This is a genomic window from Longimicrobiales bacterium (genome assembly GCA_029245345.1).
Taxonomy (GTDB): Bacteria; Gemmatimonadota; Gemmatimonadetes; order Longimicrobiales; family Gaopeijiaceae; genus CALFPJ01.
Genome location: JAQWPM010000012.1, coordinates 198,923 through 223,277, shown reverse-complemented (window position 1 = coordinate 223,277; position 24,355 = coordinate 198,923). Strand labels below are relative to the sequence as shown.

Annotated in this window: 24 protein-coding genes and 1 tRNA gene; 14 read left to right on the top strand and 11 right to left on the bottom strand. The window is 61.9% G+C overall.

The window, feature by feature from the left end:
* The first annotated feature begins 14 nt into the window (after positions 1-14).
* Genes P8L30_04025 through P8L30_04015 form a run of 3 tightly spaced genes read left to right on the top strand, consistent with a single transcriptional unit; the run spans position 15 to position 2,492 of the window.
* Positions 15-569, top strand: coding sequence for a TRAP transporter small permease subunit (locus P8L30_04025; GenBank protein ID MDG2239344.1), 555 nt, complete (start codon positions 15-17; stop codon positions 567-569).
* Entirely contained in the window at positions 566-1,864 is a 1,299-nt protein-coding gene (locus tag P8L30_04020; GenBank protein MDG2239343.1) for a TRAP transporter large permease subunit, read from the top strand. The genes P8L30_04025 and P8L30_04020 overlap by 4 nt, the downstream gene beginning before the upstream one ends.
* Before the next feature lie 4 nt (positions 1,865-1,868).
* Positions 1,869-2,492: a hypothetical protein gene (locus tag P8L30_04015; protein ID MDG2239342.1), complete on the top strand. Its 624-nt coding sequence runs from the start codon at positions 1,869-1,871 to the stop codon at positions 2,490-2,492.
* Between the two features lie 288 nt (positions 2,493-2,780).
* On the opposite strand, the gene dctP is transcribed toward P8L30_04015, so the two are convergent.
* Complete coding sequence (gene dctP, locus P8L30_04010; protein ID MDG2239341.1) at positions 2,781-3,914, bottom strand: TRAP transporter substrate-binding protein DctP; 1,134 nt, start codon at positions 3,912-3,914, stop codon at positions 2,781-2,783.
* Between dctP and ggt the strand changes: the two genes are divergently transcribed.
* A complete protein-coding gene (ggt, locus tag P8L30_04005; GenBank protein MDG2239340.1) occupies positions 3,904-5,787 on the top strand; it encodes a gamma-glutamyltransferase in 1,884 nt (627 codons plus the stop codon). The two genes, dctP and ggt, sit on opposite strands and share 11 nt — an antisense overlap.
* An 85-nt stretch (positions 5,788-5,872) precedes the next feature.
* Positions 5,873-6,424, top strand: coding sequence for a cytochrome c-type biogenesis protein CcmH (locus tag P8L30_04000; GenBank protein ID MDG2239339.1), 552 nt, complete (start codon positions 5,873-5,875; stop codon positions 6,422-6,424).
* 5 nt (positions 6,425-6,429) lie between these two features.
* Here the strand turns inward: P8L30_04000 and P8L30_03995 are convergent, their stop codons facing one another.
* From P8L30_03995 to P8L30_03965, 7 genes are all read right to left on the bottom strand, one after another.
* Positions 6,430-7,647 carry a 6-bladed beta-propeller gene (locus tag P8L30_03995; GenBank protein MDG2239338.1) on the bottom strand — a complete coding sequence of 406 codons (1,218 nt, stop codon included), beginning with the start codon at positions 7,645-7,647 and terminating at the stop codon, positions 6,430-6,432.
* 63 nt (positions 7,648-7,710) lie between these two features.
* Entirely contained in the window at positions 7,711-8,649 is a 939-nt protein-coding gene (locus tag P8L30_03990) for a branched-chain amino acid transaminase (protein ID MDG2239337.1), read from the bottom strand.
* Positions 8,649-9,440: an SDR family oxidoreductase gene (locus tag P8L30_03985; GenBank protein MDG2239336.1), complete on the bottom strand. Its 792-nt coding sequence runs from the start codon at positions 9,438-9,440 to the stop codon at positions 8,649-8,651. Before P8L30_03985 ends, P8L30_03990 begins: the two co-directional genes overlap by 1 nt.
* Positions 9,441-9,445: 5 nt before the next feature.
* Positions 9,446-9,832, bottom strand: coding sequence for a cupin domain-containing protein (locus tag P8L30_03980; GenBank protein ID MDG2239335.1), 387 nt, complete (start codon positions 9,830-9,832; stop codon positions 9,446-9,448).
* Positions 9,833-9,960: 128 nt separating this feature from the next.
* On the bottom strand, positions 9,961-10,410 hold the full coding sequence (locus P8L30_03975; protein ID MDG2239334.1) for an FtsX-like permease family protein: 450 nt from the start codon (positions 10,408-10,410) through the stop codon (positions 9,961-9,963).
* A 39-nt stretch (positions 10,411-10,449) separates the two neighbouring features.
* A complete protein-coding gene (locus P8L30_03970) occupies positions 10,450-11,469 on the bottom strand; it encodes a hypothetical protein (protein MDG2239333.1) in 1,020 nt (339 codons plus the stop codon).
* The gene (locus tag P8L30_03965) at positions 11,466-13,058 is read right to left on the bottom strand and encodes a hypothetical protein (GenBank protein ID MDG2239332.1); all 1,593 of its coding nucleotides are present in this window, start codon (positions 13,056-13,058) and stop codon (positions 11,466-11,468) included. The genes P8L30_03970 and P8L30_03965 overlap by 4 nt, the downstream gene beginning before the upstream one ends.
* A gap of 389 nt (positions 13,059-13,447) precedes the next feature.
* Between P8L30_03965 and P8L30_03960 the strand changes: the two genes are divergently transcribed.
* The 5 genes from P8L30_03960 to P8L30_03940 all read left to right on the top strand — a co-directional run bounded on the left by P8L30_03960 (position 13,448) and on the right by P8L30_03940 (position 17,365).
* Positions 13,448-14,059 (top strand): hypothetical protein, encoded by a 612-nt coding sequence (locus P8L30_03960; protein ID MDG2239331.1) that lies wholly within the window; start codon positions 13,448-13,450, stop codon positions 14,057-14,059.
* A 29-nt stretch (positions 14,060-14,088) separates the two neighbouring features.
* Positions 14,089-14,604: a hypothetical protein gene (locus P8L30_03955; protein MDG2239330.1), complete on the top strand. Its 516-nt coding sequence runs from the start codon at positions 14,089-14,091 to the stop codon at positions 14,602-14,604.
* Positions 14,605-14,655: 51 nt separating this feature from the next.
* Positions 14,656-15,669: an isocitrate/isopropylmalate family dehydrogenase gene (locus P8L30_03950; protein MDG2239329.1), complete on the top strand. Its 1,014-nt coding sequence runs from the start codon at positions 14,656-14,658 to the stop codon at positions 15,667-15,669.
* A 45-nt stretch (positions 15,670-15,714) separates the two neighbouring features.
* Entirely contained in the window at positions 15,715-16,086 is a 372-nt protein-coding gene (locus tag P8L30_03945) for a hypothetical protein (protein MDG2239328.1), read from the top strand.
* A gap of 94 nt (positions 16,087-16,180) precedes the next feature.
* Positions 16,181-17,365, top strand: a complete 1,185-nt coding sequence (locus P8L30_03940) for an acyl-CoA dehydrogenase family protein (protein MDG2239327.1) — start codon at positions 16,181-16,183, stop codon at positions 17,363-17,365.
* A gap of 46 nt (positions 17,366-17,411) precedes the next feature.
* Here the strand turns inward: P8L30_03940 and P8L30_03935 are convergent, their stop codons facing one another.
* Complete coding sequence (locus P8L30_03935; GenBank protein ID MDG2239326.1) at positions 17,412-18,596, bottom strand: aminopeptidase; 1,185 nt, start codon at positions 18,594-18,596, stop codon at positions 17,412-17,414.
* Between the two features lie 224 nt (positions 18,597-18,820).
* Between P8L30_03935 and P8L30_03930 the strand changes: the two genes are divergently transcribed.
* Positions 18,821-19,288: a YaiI/YqxD family protein gene (locus tag P8L30_03930; GenBank protein MDG2239325.1), complete on the top strand. Its 468-nt coding sequence runs from the start codon at positions 18,821-18,823 to the stop codon at positions 19,286-19,288.
* Positions 19,289-19,601: 313 nt separating this feature from the next.
* A tRNA-Lys gene (locus tag P8L30_03925) sits at positions 19,602-19,674 on the top strand.
* Positions 19,675-19,915: 241 nt separating this feature from the next.
* Here the strand turns inward: P8L30_03925 and P8L30_03920 are convergent.
* Positions 19,916-20,317, bottom strand: a complete 402-nt coding sequence (locus P8L30_03920) for a hypothetical protein (protein ID MDG2239324.1) — start codon at positions 20,315-20,317, stop codon at positions 19,916-19,918.
* A 502-nt stretch (positions 20,318-20,819) separates the two neighbouring features.
* Between P8L30_03920 and P8L30_03915 the strand changes: the two genes are divergently transcribed.
* Both P8L30_03915 and P8L30_03910 read left to right on the top strand, forming a co-directional pair.
* Positions 20,820-21,851 carry a hypothetical protein gene (locus tag P8L30_03915; GenBank protein ID MDG2239323.1) on the top strand — a complete coding sequence of 344 codons (1,032 nt, stop codon included), beginning with the start codon at positions 20,820-20,822 and terminating at the stop codon, positions 21,849-21,851.
* Positions 21,852-22,305: 454 nt separating this feature from the next.
* Entirely contained in the window at positions 22,306-22,677 is a 372-nt protein-coding gene (locus P8L30_03910) for a DoxX family protein (GenBank protein ID MDG2239322.1), read from the top strand.
* Positions 22,678-22,723: 46 nt separating this feature from the next.
* Here P8L30_03910 and P8L30_03905 read toward each other — a convergent pair whose 3' ends face one another.
* Positions 22,724-24,112, bottom strand: coding sequence for a CapA family protein (locus P8L30_03905; GenBank protein MDG2239321.1), 1,389 nt, complete (start codon positions 24,110-24,112; stop codon positions 22,724-22,726).
* Between the last annotated feature and the right edge of the window lie 243 nt (positions 24,113-24,355).

Sequence of the window (24,355 nt, the reverse complement as noted above, 5' to 3'; positions counted from 1 at the left end):
CCCATTCTCCGCCCATGGAAATTCTGAAACGGCTCGCCAATCTGGTCGACGGACTGAACGACAAGATTGGCTACGGCATCAAGTGGTTGACCTTGATCATGGTGTTGGTCGGCGCGGGCACGGCTGTCCTTCGCTACTTCGGGCGGGGCTTGGGGCTTTCGCTCAACCTCACGCCGCCCACCGAACTCCAGTGGTATCTATTCAGTCTCATCTTCCTGCTGGGCGCGGCGTACGGACTGAACCAGAACGTACATGTCCGCGTCGATGTGCTCTACGAGAAGCTGAGTGCCAAGAAGCAGGCGTGGGTCGACCTGGTTGGAACCGTGATTTTTTTACTCCCGTTCTCCCTAGTCATGCTCTACCTGTCGTGGCCGGCGGTTCGCTCGTCGGTGCAGCTCATGGAGACCTCGCCGGACCCCGGTGGTTTGCCCAGGTGGCCCATCAAGATCGTCATCTTGTTCGCGTTCGGGTTGCTCGCACTCCAAGGCTTCAGCCAGATCGTGAAGCAAGTGGAGATCATCCGAGGCGTCGCTCCCGAGCCGGATGAGAACCCGGAGGTGCACGCATGAATCTCTGGGGTCCGGCGATGTTCGGGGTGGTCCTGATGATGATCTTCAGTGGGTATCCCGTGGCGTTCGCGCTCGGGGGGACCGCGCTGATTTTTGCTGGACTGGCTTCTCTGTTCGATCTGTTCCCGCTGCCGCTCTTGTTCGCGTTACCCGAGCGCACGTTCGGAACGATGTCGAACCAGGTCCTGCTCGCGGTTCCGTTCTTCATCTTTATGGGTACGGTGCTCGAGAAGTCCAAGCTGGCGGAGCAACTACTCGAGACGATCGGCGTCCTGTTCGGACGCTTCCGCGGCGGCCTCGCGATCGGGGTGGTGTTCGTGGGAGCCCTGCTCGCGGCGGCCACGGGTGTCGTAGGGGCCAGCGTCACCGCCATGGGCCTGATTTCCCTGCCGGTTATGCAGCGAAACGGGTACGACGAGAAGCTCAGCCTAGGTGTGATCGCAGCGTCCGGGACCTTGGGTCAGATCATTCCGCCGTCGATCGTCCTGATCGTCCTTGGCGACCAAATGGGCGTCAGCGTGGGCGATCTTTTCCGTGCCGCCTTGGTGCCAGGCCTGATCCTGACCGGAGGGTATGCGGTCTACATCGCGGGCTTGGCCATCGTGAACAAGACCGTCGCGCCCGCGCTTCCCGAGTCGATGCGACTGAAGGGCTTTGAGCTCTTAAAGCGAGTCGTGCTGTCGTTGTTGCCCCCTCTCGCGCTCATCGTTGTGGTGCTCGGGAGCATCTTCGCGGGTGTCGCGACCCCGACTGAAGCGGGTGCACTCGGTGCCGTAGGTGCGATGGTACTCGCGGCGTTGAACCGGCAGTTGTCCATGAAGGCGCTGAATGCCGCGATGGAAGAAACCAGCCGCCTCACGATCATGGTGGTGTTCCTCCTCATTGGTTCGACGGCCTTCGCGCTCGTCTTCCGCGGGTTGGACGGCGATCTGTGGATCGAGGGACTCCTGACGGGGATCCCGGGTGGAGCGCTCGGATTCCTCATTGTCGTGAACGTGGTCGTCTTCCTGCTCGGGTTCTTCATCGACTTCTTCGAGATCGCCTTCATCATCGTGCCGCTTATCGTGCCGGCCGCCTTGGCACTCGGAGTCGATCTCACTTGGCTGGGAATCGTTCTCGCGGTGAACCTCCAGACATCGTTCCTGACACCTCCCTTCGGGTTCAGTCTGTTCTACCTGAGAGGGGTCACCCCGAGCACGATTTCCACGCAGTCGATTTATCGTGGTGTGATTCCGTTTATCGTGATCCAGGTTGTCGTACTCGCAGGCGTCGTCTGGATGGCGGTGCCGAAGTAGAACGATGTCCGGCGACTTGAAGACCGTTTGGACGGGCGGACGACGAAAGCTGGGGGCGGACCCGCTATTCGGACCGTGGGTGAAGGCGATCGGGACAATCCGGCTTCCCGTGGCGACCGAAGAGCCGTTCTTCTACCTGGCTCGGGCCATCTGTTACCAGCAGCTCGCCGGTGCGGCCGCATCAACGATCCACGGACGTTTTTGTAAGGCCCTCAAAGGCGAAGTGACGCCCGCGAAAGTGCTGCGCGTCAGGGAGACGACCCTGCGGGGCACTGGGTTGTCGCGAGCGAAACTCGCTGCGATCCGCGATCTCGCCCAGAAAGTGCGCTCCGGGGAGGTCGAAATTCACGACCTGGACGAGCATACGAACGAAGAAGTGATTCGTCGTCTCGTGCTCGTGAAGGGGATCGGCGAGTGGACCGCTCAGATGTACCTGATCTTCAGGCTCTTCAGGCCTGACGTGTGGCCCACCGGTGACCTCGGCGTGCGCGCTGGTTACGCAAAGGTCCATGGCCTGGGCGAGTATCCGACACAGAAGGAGCTCGGGCCGCTCGGTGAACCCTACGCTCCTTGGCGGAGCGCTGCTGCGTGGTATTGCTACCGGGTACTGGATATCGAAGCGCCCTGATCGAAGACGTTTCATCCACACTGTGGATTGTGTTGGAGAGCGATCGGGCTCTTCGGCGTGATGCAGGGCCCGTTTTTCGACGTGTCGACTACGGACCCGGCGACGTTCGTTGTAGCGCCCGTCCTGCTGGCCGCAGTGAGCCTGTTGGCGTCTTGGCGCCCGGCCAGGCGGGCATCTCGAGTGAGCCCGGTTGAGGCGCTGCGTTCGGGGTAGAGCCTGCGTGAGGGTGCAGATAAAAAAAGCGGACCCCGACGAATCGGGGCCCGCTTTTTCTTTGCCAAACTGGAGTTAGCCGATCGGATTCCCGACTCTCGGGAAGGCGAACTGAGCGTAGCTCAGCTCGTTGCCTGCCGCGTATGGGAACGACATATCCCTGAAGGCCTTCCAAGACTGGTAGACCTCGTTGGTGACCGCGTCCCCGGCCGCCTGCTCCTCCAGGAAGTCCATGGATTCGGTCCAGGCTGCTTCCATGATCTCGTTCGGGTATTCCCGGACGATCACACCGTGCTCGCTGGTCAGGACGTTGAGTGCTGCCGGGTTCGCCGCATCGTAGCTGGCGAGCGTGCTTGAGATCGTCTCTCCGCACGCGGTTCGAAGTATTGCTTGATACGCAGCCGGTAGCTCGTCGTATGCGGCCTGGTTCGTGAGCAGGCTCATTGTCACGCCCGGTTCCCACCACCCTGGGTAGTAGTAGTTCTTCGCGACCTGGTGGAAGCCGCTCTTCAAATCGTCGTGAGGGCCGACCCACTCGGTAGCGTCGATCGCACCGCGCTCTAGGGCGGGGTAGATCTCGGCGCCGGCTAGCACTTGCACGGTCACGCCTAACCGGGTCATGATCTCGCCGCCCATGCCCGGAATGCGCATGCGCAGACCCTGAATGTCGGCCAGGCTGTTGATCGGCTCGCGGAACCACCCACCCATTTGTCCACCCGTGGACGACACGGGGAAGGTGATGAGGCCGAAGTCAGCGTAGATGTTGTTTAGAAGATCGAGTCCGCCTCCGTGATACAACCACGAGATCTGTTGGCGGCAGTTGAGGCCGAACGGCACCGCAGCATCGAAGGCAAGGGCAGGGTGCTTTCCAGTGTAGTAGTAGCCAGGCGAGATGCCGCACTGGACTGTGCCTTGCATGACTCCGTCCATGACCTGGAGTGGGGGCACGATCTCACCGGCAGCGTAGACTCGGATGTTGAAGTTGCCGCCCGTCATCTCGGAAACACGCTCAGCGAGCCGCTCGCCAGCACCGTAAAGGATGTCCGCGCCGGGCCCGAAGCTCCCCGTAAGGCGCCAGTTAACGCGAGGTCCGGAGACGCCCTCCGCCGAGACACTACCGCCGCCGCCGTCGCTCGAACACGCGCCCAGTGCAGCCGCGCCCGCTCCAACTCCCGCCTTCTTGAGAAAGTCCCGTCTCTTGATCGTCATCCCGTACAGCCTCGATGTCTTGGTTCAGCAGCCTCAGAGGGCCAATGAAGTAACCCGTGGCGCGGTGTCGGGCAATCCAAAGGCGGGGCGGCTGGCGCGACGGGCCGGCTCGTCGGATCTTGCGGTCTTCGCTGAGGTTTTGGACTTGTTCTTCGAGGTTTCGATGCGTACCAATCGTGCGTGGCACATCGCCGCACTTCTGACTGTCGCCTTTTCGCTCGTAGCCGCGCCTGCAGCCTTGGTGGCACAAGCCTCTGAGCCTGTCCGTGCCGGCTCCGGGATGGTCGTGTCCACGCAGTGGATCGCCTCAGAGGTCGGCCGCGACGTGCTCGCTGCGGGTGGAAACGCCGTGGACGCCGCGATCGCCACAGGCTTCGCGTTGGCCGTCACGCATCCCTCTGCGGGCAACATTGGCGGGGGCGGCTTCATGGTGATCCGCTTCCCGAACGGGCAGTCCACCGCAATCGACTTTCGCGAAAAGGCACCGCTCGCCGCAGACCCGTTGATGTGGTTGGACGAAAACGGGGAGTACTCATCTCAGATCCACCACCGCAGCCATATGGCCGTAGGCGTCCCAGGTACGGTCGCGGGCTTTGACAAAGCGCACCGGCTCTACGGCGACATGAATTGGGAGCGGCTGGTCTATCCCTCGGTCGCGCTCGCACAGGACGGATTCGAACTGAGTGGTCGCCTGGCCGGTGGGTTGAGTCGGCTCGTGGAGCGCACGAATGCTCATCCAGCGACGGTGGCACAGTTCTCAAACAATGGGACGCCATTCGGAGAGGGCGAGACGTTCCGGCAAGCCGATTTGGGCCGAACCCTCCAACGCATCATGCTCAATCGCCGCGATGGGTTCTACAGCGGCGAGACGGCGCGCCTCATCGCGGAAGAGATGGCCGCGAATGGTGGGCTGATTACCGAAGCCGACCTCGAACTCTATGAGGCTAGAGAGCGCAGCCCCATCAAGGGTACCTACCGTGGGTACGACATCATCTCGATGCCGCCCCCGAGTTCTGGTGGGGTGGCCATGGTCACGATGTTGAACATCCTCGAGGGATACGACCTGCCGTCGCTCGGGCATAACACTGCGCCGTACATCCATCACCTGAGTGAGGCGATGCGCCGCGGCTTCAAGGAACGAGCACAGTACTTGGCCGACCCGGACTTTGTGGACATGCCGATCTTTGAACTGACCAGTAAGGACCACGCTGCCGCGTTGCGGGCTAGCATTTTGCCGGACATGGCGACCCCGTCTCAGCCCTCGGATATCACGATGGGCTACGAGAGCCCGGAGACCACGCACTACTCAGTCGTGGATGGAAATGGGATGGCGGTTTCTGTCACGTACACTCTCGAATCTGGCTATGGCTCGGGGATCGTCGTGCCCGGTGGTGGCTTCTTACTCAACAACGAGATGGGTGACTTCAATGCCGGACCAGGCCTGACGAACGAAACCGGCCTCATCGGGACGACCCCGAACCTCGCGCGGCCCCAGCAGCGCATGCTCTCCTCCATGACGCCGAGCATCGTTGCGAAGGACGGGCGTCTGGTCGCTGTGGTCGGTAGCCCCGGTGGCCGCACGATCATCAACACGGTCATGCAGGTGATCCTGAACGTGGTCGACTTCGGTATGAACATTCAGGAAGCCGTGAACGCCAAGCGTATTCACCATCAGTGGTTGCCGGACCGGATCCGCATCGAAGGAGATGGTGCTTCGGCCGATGCCATCACGGCGCTTGAAGCGATGGGGCACACCGTCCAGATGGGTGGTGGGCAGGGGACTGCGCACTCGATCATGATCGACGCTCGGACCGGTGAACGGTTGGGTGCCGCAGATCCGAGGAATCCGGACGCTGGGGCGAGAGGGAATTGAGGGTCCGAGTCACGGTTTGTTGTAAATTAAAAATGAAGAACACGCTTAGAGACTGCTCCTGTTGGTTGATCGGTAGGGAAAGACCATGAGACATATGAGAACCGCGGTCGTTCTGACGGCCATGTTCACCTTTGGCGCAGCCGGCATGGCTGCCCAATCCACCGGGCCCTCGCACGCAGGGTATGACCCGAACGCCCCGCGTGACGGGCATTACCACAACGGCGAACTCGGTGAAAAGCTTCTCATTCTTGAATCGAATCTGAAGTGTGATTGTGGATGCGGGCTCGACGTGCACTCGTGTCAGTTCCAGATGCAGTGTGGGACGGCTCCGGTCTGGTCGGTTCGCATTCGGGAGGCGCTCGAAGCCGGGGAGTCGGTTGATGTGATCCAGGCAGGATTCGTTGCCGACTTCGGAAAAACCGTGTTGATGTCGCCACCGGCCGAGGGCTTCAATCTCATCGGCTACTTTCTACCTGCGATCGCTATTTTGACCGCGGGCATGCTCTTGGGCCTGCTCACACGGCGCGGGACGCGCCGTGAGGACATGGTGCCGATCGAGGTGCTCACAGACGAAGATGCTGCCCGCCTCAGCGCAGCCATGAAGAAGCTCGATTCGCTGGAGAGCCCTGACTGGTAGGTCGGTTAGCGCGTCAGGTCCCACCGCTCGACGTACTCGACGTCAAAGTCGTCCTGGGTTCGCCCGAGAATATAGTCGGGACCGATCTCGAAGACTTCTAAGTCGCTCGGTGTCTCGACGAAGCCCAGCACCCGGCCCTCACGGTCGAAGACGGTCCAGATGACCTGTTCGTCTCCAGGGAGTTGGTACTCCTGGACCCACAGGTGGCCGAGCGGATCCGACTTCACATCTGCATAAGCGGGGAAGGCGTCCACTAGCGGCATTTCCGCGACCCTCTCCATCTGCTGAGCACGCTCTTCTGGGTCGCTGTCGGTGTAACGTTCCAGGAAATAGGCGTTTAGTTGATCCTGGGTCGGTGATGAGGCCAGATGGCCTCGCCGGATGATGCGGGTCGGCACCCCGTCCGGATCGAAGGCCTGCAATTCGTAGGTGTCGGTTGCACTTACGACGACCTCGGCACCCCACGAGGTATGCACTGTGTTCCGCCCGAACGGGTGGGTGTTGACGGACATGAATCCAGGCCCGGCTACCACGAACGCCTCTTGTCCCGGAAATACACCGAATGACTGCGCGTCCTCACCGTCCGGGGAGATCGTGGCGTGCTCGTAATCAGACCGGGTCAGCCCGTCCGGAATTTCACCTACGGGGAAGATCGCTCCGGACCGCACAAGCAGGCGCCCGTTGGACAATATCCCTCGGAACTGTGGAGCGACGAGGTCTTCGTTGTCATGGAGGGCAAAAGTCCGCCCGTGGACTCCGTCCAGCCCATAGATCGAGATCCGGCGTTGCCGGGAATCGAAGGCCATGATCGAATCACCAGCCCATGCGTCGATCTCGATGATACCCGTGAACTCGCCGGGTCCTTCACCCTCGCGGCCCCAGGAGGCCAGGTGAAGTCCTTCGTCGTCGAAGACCCGCATCTCGTTCGAGCCTCGGTTGACCACCACAATGCGCCCATCCTCGAGTCGCATGGCGTCGGAGACCCGGAAGAGCTGGTAGGCATCCTCACCCTCGAGTGTGCCAATCGAGACGGTCGGGCTGGCTGAGATACTCCAAGGGAGTCTCGAGTTCGGCTGCGGCATGTCGTTCTCGACGATCGTGACGCCCGCGCTGTCGCGAACCACCGACTGCGGTGCGGATCGAGCGTCGTTCGAGTCGGCGCACCCCGCCATGAGCCCGCCTGTTACCACGACAACGAAAATGAGTCCGGTCTTCGTTCTCATCGTCCCATCCACTATCTGCTCCCGAGACGACTGCCCCGGAATCGTCCGAGTGTTACGACCCCGTCAGTCGTTCACATAGGTCAGGAAGTTGTTCGGATCGTCGTTCTCACCCCGAACCGTCTCCCAGAAGTGTTTCTGCAATGCGAGACCGACGGGCCCTGCGGTTCCCGCTCCGACCGGAATCCTGTCGACGCTCCGAACCGGGGTCACTTCCGCGGCCGTGCCTGTGAAGAAGATCTCGTCCGCTGTGTAGAGGCTCTCTCTAGGGACATGCTGTTCACGGACCGTGTAGCCGAGGTCGTTTGCCAACTGGATGACTGCGTGTCTGGTGATGCCGTTGAGCGATGTCCCGTCGAGGAACGGTGTGAGGACCACGCCATCCCGCACGAGGAAGATGTTCATCCCGCTGCCCTCACTCACGAGCCCATCGGGCCCAAGCGCGATGGCGTCCACGTACCCGTTCTCGATCGCTTCCATCTTCATGAGCTGGGCGCTCACATAATGCCCCCCCGCTTTGGCGGCGACGGGGATCGTGTTGGGATGCGCCCTCCACCACGTCGACACACAAACGTCCACACCGTGTTTGAGCGCCTCTTCACCCAGGTAGGCTCCCCAGGGCCAGGAGGCCACATAAGAGTCGATGGGGCTGGCGTATGGGTTGAGGCTGATCGAACCGTAGCCCCGAAGGATCATGGGGCGGATATAGCAGGAATCCAGCTTGTTCCGTCGCACGACTTCGAGGATCGCCTCCTTGAACTCCGGAGGGCCGTAATCCTCTGGAGTCATGCGATAGACCTTCGCCGAGTCCATGAGGCGCCGGAGGTGCTGGTCCAGCTTGAAGATTGCTGGGCCCTTGGGCGTCTCGTAGGCACGAATTCCCTCGAAGACCGACGTGCCGAACTGGACGGCGGTACTCAGAAGGTGAAGCTGGGCATCGTGCCAGCCGATCATCTCACCGTTTTTCCAGATCCAATCCGATTCCTGAAAGCCGACAGCACCCATCAGTACAGTCCTTTAATCCAGCCGCCGTCCACAGCGACTGATTGTCCGGTTACGTAAGAAGCCTGCTCAGAACATAAGAATGCTGCTACCGCGCCTAGCTCTGGCGGGTCCCCCAGACGCCCCATGGGAATCTCGCCCTCCCAGCTCTCGTACGCGCCTTCAATCGTGAGACTGTCACGTTCGGCGACGGCTTCGGCCAAGTGGATCAGCCGCTCTGTGCGGGTGAACCCTGGCAGAACGTTATTCACCGTCACGTTGAACGAGGCCACTTCGTTGGAGATCGTCTTCGCGAATCCGGTTACGCCGGCCCGAATGGAGTTGGACAAAATGAGACCAGCCACGGGCTGCTTCACAGAAATCGAGGTGACATTCACGATGCGGCCCCAACGCTGCTCTTTCATCCCGGGCAGTACAGCCCGCGTGAGGTTTACCACACTCTCAAAGTTCTGAGCGATGGCTTGGCTCCAGACTTCGGCGGAGTGATTCTCGAAGGGGCCGGCAGGTGGACCGCCCGTGTTGGTCACTAGAATGTCGATGGTGCCAAACGCTTCCTGAGCTGCCGAGACTACGGCGTCGACGCCGGCCGGATCCGTCAGGTCAGCCTCGACCATCTCGACGCGAACCCCTGATGCGGCAATGATCTCACTCTGGACTTGCTGGAGCTTTTCGGAAGACCTGGAGTTGATGACCAAGTTGGCGCCTTCCGCGGCGAGCGCGTCCGCGATGGCGCGCCCGAGCCCCGAGCTCGAACCACAGACGAGGGCTGTCTTACCCTTGATGCCGAGATCCATGTAGGTCAGTCCTCGTCGTGGAAGTAGGAGTCAGATCCGTCCAGCCAGTCTTCGCGCGGCGGACTAAAGACATCCAGGTCGAACGTGTCTTCGAGCGCTTCCGCCCTATGCGGCACGTGGGACGGCAGGTAGAGGACCTCGCCGGCGCCGACTACACGCTCGTGATACCCTTCAGTGCCCTCGTCGCCGATCCAGAAGCGGAGCGAGCCGGTCACTATGTAGGTCAATTGTTCGTTCTCGTGACTGTGTTTCGGTACGATCGCGCCTTTGTCTAGGTAGACATGGGCGAGCATCATGCGGTCTCCGGTGAAGAGCCTGCGCGTGATGTTCTCTTTGACCGTCTCCAGTGGGATGTCTTCCCACTTCTCGTGGCGAACGCCGGTGTCGCTCATCTGTGCTCCAGGGTCGATTGGCGGACCGGCCAATCGGCGGCTGGAGGCCGCCGATGTCAATGGCGACTGCGACTTCGGTCTGGCGGGGGGCGCCGCTTCTTTGCGCGGCGCCCCCGCTCAGACTTCGCTTAGTCCCTCAGTGAGGTCGCTGCGTCCACTCTGCTCGCTCGCCTCGCTGGAAGCCAGGCCGCCAGCGTCACCGTCGCGAAGCGGACCGCGGCCGACGCTCCGATGACCAGCGGGTCACTGGGTTCGACCTGGAAGAGGAGCCCTTGAAGCGCTTGGGCGAGCCCCGCAGCGATCGCTGTGCCCAACCCGATCCCGATCAGCACGATGCCGATTCCTCGCGCCAGGACGAGCCAGATGAGTGACTTCGGACGTGCGCCTAATGCGATCCGAATGCCCATCTCTCGGACTCGTTGAGACGCACCAAACGACACCAGGCCGTTGAGCCCGACGGCTGCGAGCAACAACGCGAGCCCGGAGAACGCTGCGATCAAGGCTCCGACGCAACGGCGGTCTGGAGGGGCTGCGGCGTCGGGTTCGCGCCCGCCCTCACCCTGCACGTGCAGCATCATTGAAGGGGAAGAGTGAGCGAGTGCGGGGTGTTAGGCTTGCTACTCCGGAAGGACCGCCACGCCTAGCGTGAAGACACCCACATCCGTGTGCCACACGATGTCACCGCTCGCGAGATCGACGGCCACGACTCCACCGCGAGACCTCGTGTTTCCTTCGTACGTCACGTAGGCGATCGATCTGCCCGGAGACAGAGCCACCCCGTGCGGATTCGCACCAGGTATCACCACGGATCGTGTCCCCCCCCTCAGTAGATCCACGATCGACACGGTGCCCGCCCCACGGTTGGCGACCACGGCTCTATCCCGTCCGACCTCGATCTGAGCTCCCCCGTCGTCCGTGGAAAGAAGTGTTCGAGATCCCGGGGTATTGAGGTCGACGTCGACGACATGCGGCGCCGCCCCGAGGGTAAGGAAGAGTCGGCTATTGTCGCGCCATGCGACGTTCATTGGCTTGGCTCCAGCCTCCGTCGACAGGCGCTGGAAGTCGCTGAGATCTGCCGCGTCGAGGATCACGAGCTGATCGCCGCCGGCGCACGTCACTGCGATGAATGCTCCGTCCGGTGAATACGATGCATCGTGCGGAGCCGGACACACCTCAGGTGATGCGTGGATCGTGAGGTCTCGGGTGTTCACAAAAGCGACCCGGCTGTTCACACCGCCGCCACTCAACCAGTAATCGGGGACCGCAGCCATCTCGCCGTCGGGCGAAAGGCGGACGCGCGCGGCGCCGCTCGTGGGCAGCGTGACTCGTCCCACCAGGCGCAGCCCCTCCGATTCATACTTCCACAGAGTGGGTTCGCCATGGGAAAGAGTGACGTAGAAGTGCTGGCCGTCCGGCGAGACCGCGATCCCGTGGGGTTCGTCTCTTTCCCCGGGCCGCGGATCCAACCACAACGAGTCCAGCACCTCGCCCGTCGCCGCGTCTAGGACGAAGACCTGATCTGTGAAGCCTGAGGTTACGAGAAGCCGCCCGGAGGGCACTTCGGCACAGCCGGCCGCAACAAGCGCTACGGCCACGGACAGGACGAGGCGGTGCAGTGCGCCGCCCGACCCGATCATCGCGGTGGCTCGAGCGCGATGAGCCCTTCGTTCATGTCGGAGACCCACAGGAGGCCCTGGTGGAGCTGCGGTGCCCAAGAGCATGTGAAGGCCGTGGAGCGATCGCACTCTCCGAAACCGAAGTTGTAGAGGGCCCGGGTGATCTCGCGGCCTTGTCGGTCGAGCTGGCCCATCAGGTCTCCACTCACATCCAGCGCGCGAAGCCCTTGGCCGTACCAAGCGAGGTAGAGCGTCGACTGTGCTTCATCCAGCCAGAAGTTGTGCGGTGGTTGGTCCTTAATCTCATATGTCGCGACTTCGCGGGGCTCACGAAGGTTACGGACGTCCACAACGTGCATGACGCCGGGTGCCGAGAAGTCCTCCTCGCCGACGAACACATACCCAGCCTCCGGCCAATACCACGCGTTGTGAGTTTGTCCGGACAAGTCAGAAAGACGCGCGACCTCGACTGGGGCAGAAGGAGTTCCGCCTGCAATGCCGTGTCCGACGTCGAGAATGATTAGGCCTGCGTTCCAATGAGACAGGAATGCGAGCCCGTCTCGGACATACACATCGTGCAGGAACGATTCGCCCGCCCAGAATCGGGCGGCGACGGTGGGGAGGGATGGGTCGGAGATATCGAGAATCCGAAGACCATTTCCTATGCCGTCCACGACGAGGTACGCGTAGTCACCGTCGATCCACACGTTGTGCACACCGGACTGCAACTCATCCGTGAATCGGCCGACAACCTCCGGCTCAAGCGGATCCGTAAGGTCCAGGATGGTGATGCCATTGAGCCCATTCGCGGATCCCTCGTGCGTCGCGATCGCCAACGTTCCGTCCTCGCGCACTTTCACGTCATTCACCGTTCGTGCGTCGAGCTCGAGGGTGGACGACAGAGTCGGCGAGGTCGGGTCCGCGATATCCCACACGTTGAGCATGTTGCCCAAGCGCACCGAGTCGCCGACCTGGCGCGATCCCCAGGTGCCCGAGTAGGCCACGTCACCGTGCAGCCAAAGATCCGAGGTGAAGCGCAGTGTTTCCCTCGCGCGACCCACTGTTGTGAACGCTCCCCGGAGTCCTCGCTCAGAGACGTTGAAGGTCACGGCATCCTCCGCGTCGCCGACCTGGGCCGTGATCGTGACTGTGCCCGACTCGTAGGCGACGAACTGACCGGTCGCACCCACGAAGCCCGCGGTCGCGGGATTCAGCGTCCACGTAACCGGAGCGCCCTGAACCAACTCGCCGGCGTCGTCTCGTACCTCCACAGCGAGTCCGACGACATCGCCCGTCCGAATCTCCGTCGTGGACGTTGAGAGCGTCAGGATGGCGGCGGCTTCTTCTTCGGCGCTCAGCACCGTGAAGTGGATGGTCAATTGAGCGCTGATACCACGGAGGCAGGAGCCAAGCCAATGAACCTCGCATGGCCCGACCCCACCGCTTGCGACGAGTACTGCGTCGTAGAAACCCGGCTGAAGTGATGCTTCGTTCGTGATCCCCAAATGGATCGTGCGTGTGTCCCCCGGATTCAGAGTGGGCACTTCCGCCGGATCGCTGGTGATGTGCACGCCTGGCACCGTTGCGCCTGCGAGGTCTTGAACGGCCACTGAAATCATCTCGACGGGGCCGATGGACTGGCCTCCTAAATTCCGGATGTCAACTTCACCCTCACGGAGGGGTCCTAACTCCAGCATGGTCGCTGAGAAACTCAGCTCCGGCGGAAGCTGGGGCTCAGACGGCCCCCCACACGCCGCCCACGCCAAACCCGCGCAAAGTGCGGCCAGGAGACGGTGGGTCGATGGCATGGTGGGCACGTGACTCATGACTGAAGGTGACGGAAGAGTCCTCCCCAAGAAGGACCCCTACCCTGAAATACGCTTCACGGGGTGAAGGTTGGCAAGGCAACTGCCGAGCTTCAACAGCTAGGGTGCCTTGTCTAGCTTACTTGGCTGCAACGTATCGGTGTAGCAGGCGACAAAACGAGGAGCCTCGGAACATGGGCATCGGCCGAACATCCACGACAGGAATTGCGCTCGCGTTGTTGGCGATCGGGCTTGCCTCCTGTGGTGGTAATCCACCGCCGCCTCTGCCGGGAACGACGCGTGGGGCGCCCCCTGACCTTAGAGGGCGCCGAGTGATCGTACTCCCGGTCCAGCAAAACCTGGGTGTCGCAGGTGATATCGATGCAGAAATGGCCTTCGGGCTTCAGGATAAGACCCGAGAGGTTACGTGGATCTTGGACGCAGAAGTCCAAGAAATTCTCAGGCGTTCACCGGGAATCTCAGCGGGGACGCGTGGCCTCCCGGTAGGACACTTCTTGTTGGCTGAAGTGCAGCGGGTCGGGGAGCCCCTGTATGGGAACTTCCGAAGAATGTCAGCGCTGGTGGACGCCGGGATGATTCTCCTCCCGGTTCAGGCTGTAGTGAGCGCCGTTGAGGGTGAAGACCCGCGGGTCGAGCTTGCGGTCGCTCTTATCGATTCACGCACCGGCAGAGTGGAGTGGTTCGCAATAGTGGAAGGTGGTGCGTTTCCGGCCGGTGATCCTCGTGGCATAGCGTCCGCTGTGGACGCTTTGGCCCGGAGGTTGCTGTGGTACGTAGGTGTGTGACCGGAATCACGTGCGAGGAAAGTGAAATCATGAATCGGACGACGATGAAGCGATATATGGGGGGCATCCCTCTCGCGGCTGTACTCATGGGCCTGGCATGCACCGAGGTGGATCTCACGGTGCCTTCCGCAGATGAGGTCGAGTCGTACTACACGGTGACCAGTAATCTCGAGAGCCGCGTGACCGGCAACGTGGCCACGATTCGCATCAGCCAGAGCGCACAACAGCTCCGGCGTGGTGGTTCGTTGTGGGCCAAGGTCGGCCCGTACATCTACCTGTTCTCGGACGAAACGCACCAGCTCTTCGCGGCGTTTCCCGGACTGGCCGCAGTCCGGGTCGTAACGACCGTAGGACAAGCTGAAGTAGCCACCGTGCTTCTCGCACGGGACGAACTCACCGACGTGACGTGGAGGCGAGCCAAGAACCTCGCTGGGCGCGTCAGAGTCGAAGGTACAGAGCGAGTAACGCTCCTTCAGGATCTGGTTCGGTGGGGTGAACAGCACACCGAATTCGAGTACAACGCCCGGTATACACGCAGCCGTTAAGCCTCGCGTACGACGCGGGGTGATGGTCGCCACAACTCCATATAGAACGAAATGTCTCAGACCATCACAGTGATCCCGGGCGACGGAATTGGCCCTGAAGTCACGGACGCGACGCTCACCGTACTCAAAGCCGCTGGCGCGGACCTCGAGTACGACATGCAGCAGGCCGGACTCATCGCGCTTCAGGAGCAACGCAACCCGCTCCCCCAGAGCACGCTTGATTCTGCGGAAGAGCATCGGATCATGCTCAAGGGTCCGCTCACGACCCCCTCGGGTTCCGGTTTTCGCTCCATCAACGTCGAGATGAGAAAGGCGTTCGACCTCTACTCCAACGTGCGGCCCGTTCGGACTCTCGTCCCCGGGGGGCGTTACGAGGACATCGACCTCGTCCTGATTCGTGAGAACACGGAAGGGCTATACGTCGGTGTTGAGCACTACATCGGCATGCACGGGGATCCGAGAGCGGCAGCTGAGTCGGTCATGATCATCACGCGCTTCGGTGCCGAACGGATCTGCCGGTGCGCCTTCGAATACGCTCGCGCGAACGGTCGCAAAAAAGTCACCCTGGCCCACAAAGCCAACATTCTGAAATACACCCAGGGGCTGTTCCTCGACATCGGGCGGGAGGTCGCGAAGGAGTATCCCGACATCGAATTTGAGGATCGCATCATCGATGCAACGGCGATGCTTCTCGTCCTCGATCCGTACCAATTCGATGTCCTCGTTATGGAGAACATGTTCGGTGACATCTTGTCGGACCTCATGGCCGGGCTCGTCGGTGGACTCGGCTTTGCGCCGGCCGGTAACATTGGGACTGACGCGGCCATGTTCGAAGCCGTGCACGGCTCAGCGCCTGATATCGCAGGGCAGGGCGTCGCGAATCCGACCGGCCTCTTGATGTCAGCGTGCATGCTTCTTGATCATGTGGAGCAGGAGGACGTCGCGACGCGCATTCGCGCTGCGGTGGATCATGTGATCATGGGCGAGACCCACCGCACCGTGGACATGGGTGGAAACGCCGGCACGAAGCAGTACACTGAGGCGTTGGTCCGAGCACTCAGCTAGAAGGCGCGCGGTACCTGGCACATCTCAGCAACAGACAGGAGTCCCATGGCTCGGAAGAAGACCACGTGGCGAGACCGGTTTCCCGAAGAGGTGACCTGCGTCCGCTGTCTTGAGGTTCAACCCCTAGTCGACGTGGACCGACTCCTTTGGTGCAAGGACTGCTGTGCCTCGGCTCGCAACCGGGCTGGCTGGTGGGGCTGGCTGGGGGGGCTGGTCTTCGGCGGAGCGATCTCACTCTACATCTGGATCGTGATTCGCCCTACGGACCTCGTTATGGGTGGGTGGTTTGGTACAGTCGCGATGGCGATCTGGCTCGGAGCGAAAGCGTGTCGTGAGCTCGCGTACGGAATCATGCGCTTCTCGAACGACCGCGCCGTGGACGCCGTGCCGCCAAGCCTCACGGAACTCGAGGAGTAGCGATTCGACTGTCGGATTTCTTCGGTCCGAGCGTTACTTTCTAGCTAACAAAGGCTTCGAGCCTTCCAATTCCGTCCGACCAACCTGACCGGCCATGGCCCGCTTCGAAGGCATCGACTTTTACGACATCGACGCACTCCTCTCTGAAGAGGAGCGCATGGTACGTGACACGATCCGCTCTTGGGTCGAAGACCGTCTCATGCCTATCATCGGTGATGCGTACATCAACCGGTCGTTCCCCACGGAGCTGATCCCGGAGATGGGGGAGCTCGGTGTGCTCGGTGCGAATCTCCCGGAGAAGTACGGGTGTGCTGGCCTGAACAACGTCGCGTACGGAATCATCATGCAGGAGTTGGAGCGGGGTGATTCCGGTATCCGTTCCTTTGTGTCCGTTCAGGGCGCGTTGGTCATGTACCCCATTTTCGCCTTCGGAAGTGAAGAACACCGCACCGAGTGGCTGCCGAAGTTGGCCACTGGAGAAGCGATCGGGTGCTTCGGCCTCACCGAACCGGACTATGGCTCGAATCCGTCCGGAATGATCACGACGGCGAAAAAAACTGACGATGGCTGGCTGTTGAACGGCGCCAAGATGTGGATCACCAACGGTTCGATGGCCGACGTCGCGGTCGTCTGGGCGCAGACAGGTGAGAGTGGAGACACGAGGAGTATTCGTGGTTTTGTCGTTCCTACCGACACGCCCGGATTCAGCGCCAAGGACCAGAAAGGCAAATTGTCGCTCCTCGCGTCAGATACGAGCGAACTCGTGTTTCAGGACGTTGCGCTGCCCGACAGTGCGCTCATGCCGGACAGTGACGTTGGCCTGAAGGCCCCGCTCATGTGCCTCACGCAGGCGCGCTACGGGATCTCATGGGGTGTGGTCGGTGCGGCGATGGCGTGCTTCGACGAGGCGCTCTCGTACGCGAAGCAACGCGTCATGTTCGACACCACGATCGGGGCCAAGCAGATCCAGCAGGTTCGCTTGGCGGACATGCTTACGAGTATCACCCAGGGTCAGCTCCTCACGTATCGCTTGGGTCGCATGAAGGACGAAGGGACGATGACTCCTCAGCAGGTTTCGCTCGCTAAAAGAGCGAACTGCGATATGGCTACGGATATCGCGCGTGAAGCGCGTAGGCTGCTGGGTGCCAACGGTATTCTCGCCGAATACCACTCGATGCGTCACATGGCCAACCTCGAGTCGGTCTACACGTACGAAGGCACGCACGACATCCACTCGTTGATTCTCGGCCAGAAGTTGACCGGTACGAGCGCCTTCTAGGACCGACCCGTGACAAAGTAGGGGACGGCGGACCACGACTGGGCGCTTATTTCACCAGCCGTCCCGCGTCGACCCAGATGTCGCCGTCTATGGTTACCGTGGCGTCCACGAAGAAATTCCAACGGACGTATCCGCCGCCGACGTTTCCTCCGAGCTCGGTGTTGTCCCCCAACGAGAGGCGCACCACGCCGGCCCCGTATCCATAGTACGGAATCCAGCTCTCGCCTTCCGTTGGGATGGCGAGCAGCGGGTTGAAGCCGAGCGCGAATTCGCGGAATGCACGTCCAGCGGGCCCTGCGTTGTCGATCTCTGACATCGCTGCATCGGCACCGACGTCCGCATTGAGCGAGGTCATGACCCCGCGCTCGAATTCCAACGTCAGGTTCTGTGTGGGCTCACCATTCCACTGTGAAGGCGGGAAGACGATCGTCCCGTTCACAGTCTCTTCGATGGGGGCTACTCGAATCGCTCCGGCAGGCAGCTCGATTTCGCGATCGATGAGATTTCGGCCCTGTGCGGCCCGTGCAGCGCTCGCATTCCCATCTTGTTTCGTGACCGGGCGATCTCCGATTTGGAATGAGATATCGGTGCCGGCCGGGGTCGTCACTCGGACCGTCGATCCCCGCGAGGCTTCTTCGAACGCGAGTTGGACGGCAGCCAGTGCGGTGTAGTCCGTGTCTGCGAGCACGCCCTGGTAAAACGTGTCGACCATACCGTCGATCTCACGCTCTGCGCCGTCAATGTCGTAGGCGCCCAGCCAGTGGAAGTGCACCGTCCGTCCAGTGTCACCTCTGAGAACGTCCTGCATGGCCGTGTAGACGCGGTGCCCTGTATTTGCGCCCGGCATCATGACGGCAGCGTCCACGTCCGCGAGCAATTCCCCGAGTTGTTCGTTCGGGGCCTCGTGGAGGTTCGCAATGAAATCGGTCTCCCACTCGGCTGGCAGACTGCCGGCCTCGGCGAAGGCGCCTAGATCGACAGCTCCTGCCGCGGTGATTCCATCGCGCAGGGGCTGCACTAACCCGTCGAATCGACCAGGCACGCCCACGAGAAGCACTCGTTCACCGGCCTGTAGGCCCAATTGATCGAGGATGTGGCCGGCGGTCCGCTCGAAATCGATTCCGCCGCCCACGGCGACCTGGGTCGCGGACTCCTGAGCTTCGTCTCCGGCTTCACCCCCACAGGCTAGGAGGACGGTCGTCAGTGTCAGGACTGCGGCGAAGGCGCGCATGGAATGTCTCGCTTCATTTGAAGGCTTCGCCCATCGGGCTTAATCGGGATGGGCCACACCGATATCTAGCACTGTGACGTCGGGGTGCGCGACTCCGGGTTCGGCCTCATCTTCCTCGTTGCGCAAAACCCCTCTCGCTCTGGAGGCCTTGAAGGCCCTGATGCGTCTCTCTTCTGTTTGGCATCGCGTTCATCTCCGCCGCTGAGCCAGCAACGATTTCGCCCATGCCCAGGATCTTCATCGACGCCGACTCGTGCCCGGTTAAGGACGAGACCTACAAGGTTGCGAAGCGTTGCGGGTTGGATGTGGTCCTGGTCGCAGCCCAGTGGCTACGAGTTCCAACCGAGCCCTGGATTTCGCTGGAAGTGGTAAAAGACGAGGGGCAACTCGACGCCGCAGACGACTGGATCGTTGATCATGCGGAGGAACAAGACATCGTGGTCACTGAGGACATCCTCCTCGCGGGTCGATGCCTGGAGAAACGCGCCCGAGTCGTGAGCCCCCGCGGGAGAGTCTTCACGACCGATTCGATTGGGGAAGCCATCGCGATTCGGGAGTTGATGGCAGACCTGCGCGAGACCGGGGAAGTAACTGGGGGTGCGGCGCCATTCGACAAGCGCGACCGCTCCGCCTTCCTGCAGCGGCTCGACGAGCTGGTACAAAAGTCCCTGCGCGCGGATCCGCGTATCTAGAGCAGAGGCCCGCGCGGTTCTGCGCGCGCTCGTTTCGCCCAGGCCCACCGCGGTCTCCGACCTTACGACCTGCCTCCCAAGCGTGAGTATCGATCCTACGTCCTCGGGCGGCTCGCAGGGGGTGTGGACCCCCAGGGACACGACTCCTTACCTACGATGCGGGATCCTTTACGGAATTGTCTGTAGGACGAAGTCCTATTGTCTGAGGGGAAGTTCCCCGTACGGAAAAAGCGCTGCCGGAAGAGGTTGACCGTTTCGTGCCCCCGGGTACCTTTTACGGCTCCAGACTGAGTTCCTCGTCTGGGCAAATGCCGCCTCGCTAGCTCAACTGGCAGAGCAACTGACTCTTAATCAGTAGGTTCGGGGTTCGAGTCCCTGGCGGGGCACTTGTTGCAGAACAATGACTTACGAGAACGGCTCTCCGTCGCACGGAGGGCCGTTTCTTGTTGTAGGGTCCGCATAGGGTCCACGTTACGAGCTCCGCGCAGCGGCTATTTCGCTCCTGGATTGCGAGGTCCCGCCCGCCCGCCGTCGTTGGTGCCTTCCAGCGTCCGTCCTCGTCGGCATCCCATACCGCGACCCTACGCACCACATCGGGGTTGAACTCGAAACGGTACGCCTCGACCCTCAGCTTGGGTTGGCACGAGCCGTGGCCTGCTCCTTTTCGACCTGTGCTAGGCGTTCATTCTTGAGAGACGCCTCTCGCGCGCTGGCCTCACCTTCGCCCTGAGCTTGAGCGAACGTCTCCTCTGGGGTCTCGCGAGGGACCGGCTCAAGCTGGACCTCGACTCCCTGCTCGTCAGCGGCGGCGACGATGTGGCCCCTGCCTCCGCGGGCGCGCACGAACGACAAAATTCTTGAAGCGCCCGAATGCAACTTGGCAAATAACACACCGACTCCGTACAGGGCTACCCCCAGCCCAAGCAGCCAGAAGCCGCCCCCGATCAACGACGGGAGGACCGACAGCACGAAGGGCGCTACCGCGACGCCGACCGCGATGATTAGGATCAGAACATCGAGTTGGAGCATGAAAGAAAGGAGCCCTTGTGTAGCACGCTCCGAGGACCGTCGTCCCGAGCGGCGTATCGGTGCGTGCTAACTCATAACTATGCTGCGCGGCCCTGACCTGTCTCGTCAGATTATCCGGCGCAGCCGCAACATAGTCCGCTCCACGAAGAGTAGGACAGAGCCGGCTAAGCAGCACGGAGCGTGGGTGGAGCACCTGCGGTTTACCGAAGTGTGCCGGTTTGTGTGCCACTCAGTGTGCCATCTGAGCCGTGCCTACCCTAACTGCGAAGAACTAGGTTGAAGATCAGGGTGGTTAAGTCGTTGCTCAGATGCACCCTGCGCTGTCGTGCATGACGGGACAGGAACCCAGCCGAACACCACCTATTCTGACTCTTAATCAGTAGATTCGGGGTTCGAGTCCCTGGCGGGGCATAGCCGGGAGTCCACGGAAGACGTGGGCTCCCGGCTTTTTGTACACGCCTGACCCGATTTGCGTGGCCGCGCCCAGGCTGTAGGATCTGGTATGTCTAGAATCTACCCGAGCCTCACTGCCCTCCTGCTGGGGACCCTGTCCGTCGCCTGCGGCCCCGGGCCTGCTGACTCCATGGCGTCTTCGGCGGCCCGATCCTCCGCCCCATCCTCGCCCGAGGTCACCCCTGTCGTCTGGACTGAAGTCGACGCCTTGGATGTCGAGGCATTCAACGCGGACATCGAGCCGGGCAAGTTGACGTTGGACGTTGGCGTTTATTTCCCGTCCAACCTCGACCCGGAGTACGACATGGTCACGCTTCCCCGGCTGATGGAGAGCCTGGAGGCGGCTAAGGAGATCTACGCGCCGACGGATGTACAGATCCGGCTGCTCTGGGTGAAGACGGGGGAGTTGGACGCGAGCCACCTCGCGATTCAGTCGAATGAGGTTCCGGGCGTACCGAACGGTGGGTACGTGAACATGTATGAGCATGCGCGGCGGGATCCCTCGGTCCCGACCAGGGGAGCGCTCGACGCTTTCGAGGCGATCGTGGAGCCGACGGCCGATGCCCACCGCACGGTCTTCCTCGTCGTGCTCCAGGACGTGTTCTATCCGTTCGCGGAGGTTTCCGAGGGCCGGAACTGGGTGGTTAAGTCGGTACGTACGGCCGGCCTGTCCTGGCCGACCTACTCCTACGTCGGGACGCTACCGCAAGACTTCCGGGGTGTGATTACGCTGTCGAATCTGAAACGCCCGGGGGGTCGGTCCGTGCGCACCGTCGCCCACGAGATTGGGCACAAGGCCATGAATGTGAGCCACGAGTATCGGGAAACGCATCCGGGGCACGAGGTCTACGCCGATGGTGGTCTGATGCTCTACGGCGACGGTGAGGAGATCCCATCCGGCGAGGCGGGCCGGTGGCATCTGGAACGGCTGCGGCTCTCCCCTTTTCTCTACCGCCTGGGTGAGGACGGATCGAAGCAGTGGAACCCGGACTACGAGGAGGGCGGACACTACTATGACCCGCTTTACGGTGATTACGTGGTGCGCTTTGCGGGCGTCCCTCCGATTGCGGAGGGTTGGTAGGCCTCGGGAGTGCTTCTGACTGAGGCGTTGACCGCGGAGACCGGCATGCAGGATAGTCCGTGCGGAACTGCCCCCCCACACCTTTCCGCTAGTGGCTCAGCGTCGGTGGCAGTGTAATAGAGGGGGGAAGGCACTGGCCTTTCGCCTGTCGCCGGACCGCAGACTATGGGTCCGACGCCCTGGTTAACGAACGGTCTATTGAGACCCTAGATAGAGTTCGCTCCCTATCCGTCGCGTTCAGAAGCCTAGCTGAGACGTGCGTCGAGCGATTCGACTCAAACGGTGGGGGCGGCGAACAAGATGGCCCCGATGATTACCATAGGACCTGACATGGCTTGTTGGGAGGGCACCTCTATCATAGGATCCGGCGACTCCCCGAAATCGCTCACGACCTCCGGAGCAGTCGCGAGGGAGAAGAGAAGTTCTATGCGCTCACACGGACCGGAGTTACCTCGTGCCCTCTTTTTTCATTCCAGACGTTCTCCAACTCCTTGCTGGCTTGGGCCTCTTGAACGTTTGGCTGCTGCGCCCGCGCTCCGCCACTTCGTACCGAGGCGGTGAGGCACAGACGCTGAAGGAGGAGTTCGCCGCGTATGGGCTGCCCGCCGCCGGCCTCTACGTGGTGGGCGCGCTCAAGATCACGGCGGCTCTGATGTTCATCGCAGGTATCTGGCTTCCCCTCCCTGTGGAAATCGCGGCCGGGGTAGTGGCCCTGCTGATGGTCGGAGCCCTCGCTATGCATGCGAAGGTCAAGGACCCGATGCTCAGATCCCTCCCGGCAGCCCTCATGCTGATGATGACCCTGGGGATTCTCCTCCTTCGGTAGGGTCAGGGCCGCGGCGCGGGCACGTGGGACGACACGGCGGCTTTCTCTACCTCCGCCAGATACCTATACCGTCCTCATAGCTGATCTCAGTCCCCAACGGCCTCGATAGCTCCGCGAGGTGGGCGATGATCTTTCGCCCTAGCTCAGGCGGGGCGAGTCGGGGGGTCCCCCGTTGCGACCGAGGCTGCTTCCAGCCGAGTTCGACGGGGTAGAAGCGAATCTCAGAGGCTTCCGTGCCCTGGAAGGTCACGACGGCCACTACGCTTTCGTACCACTCCGCTCCCGTCGGGAAGCCCGTGGTCGCCTCGCCATGCTCGTCGACCCGGAAGCGGCTGTCGTAGATCTCGGACGCCAACTGGTCGAGCGGGATTCCGTAACGGTCGCGCTGATCCGAAGGCATCGGGTCGATCGTCTCGTTTTGGAAGACGAAGTTGCCCAGCGAGTAGAAGATCGGGCGACCCTGGTAGATCTCGACGCCCCGCAGTTGATGCGGCCCGTGAATGATGAACGCGCTCGCCCCGGCGTCGATGGCCTGATGCGTGAAGTCCACCATCCACTCGGGCGGCGTGACGGATGCGTTGCCGGGCTCGTGCGAATGGCTGTTCACAATCACGTAGTCAGCCTGATCCGTCGCGTTGCGCACCTCATGCAGAACTCGGTCGCGATCTGTTTCGTTGAGGGTCACGACCACCCGATCGACCGATCCTGGAAACACTGTCGCGCCGAACACCCGCAGCGGAGCAGATACGGTTTGAGGAGCCGTCCCGCCTTGCGACTGGGCGGCTGCGCGAAGCGCATCCATGGTGGCAGGCGCGCCTTCGTTGCGCCGGTTGAGGCGCAGTGCATTGATGCCTGGCCGCCCCCGGACCTCGGGTCCCGCGCGTCCGGCTCGTGACATGGGTGTGTGTGTCGAAGCCATGCCGATGAGCGCCACTCGTCCTCGTCCGGTGTCCAGGTATCCGGGTCGACTGGCCCAGGCGAGGTTCTCGCCTGTCCCGGCGTGAACGAGTCCCATTTCGTCCATGAGTCGATTCGTGACCCGCATCCCTTCCACGCCGTAGTCTGTCGTGTGGTTGTTGGCGCGGTTGAAGATGTTGAAGCCCATGCCAACCAGGTCTTCCAGCGTCTCAGGGGACCCGACCTCGTAGTTGCCACCGTTCTCCGCGGCCGGCCAACCGCCGAAGTCCTGCAGCCGGAAGATCGACTGCTCGAGGTTCATGAATGCCGCGTCCGCCGCCCGAATGATATTGGCCATGTCATGGAAGGCCGGGTCACCCGGGTGGTCGAACGGAGAGAGGCGACGGTTCATGATCGCGTCCCCGACCGCCGCGAGCGTCCAACTCGTGCCTTCCTCTATGGGCGAGAGAGTCTGTGCTTGGAGCGGTGCGGCAGACGCGAGCGAGGCGGCAAGGGCAAGCAGGGCGACCGAGCGCATGAGGTTCTCCGGGACGAGGTCAATTGACTCACGTATAGGTTGCTGGTCGCCCTCAGGCCAGCGCAGGCCGCCATTCCCATCAGTGCTTCGACAAGAAGATCCAGCTGTGGCAAGCGCGTGAAGACGTTCGGTGCGATGCGCGCGCCCCGAAGCGCCGTTGTGAGACCTGCTGACTTCTCGCAGGTTGGCAGCCTCGAGCAAGTCACGGGTCCGACTCCAGCGGACCGGGATCCAGGAGATCGA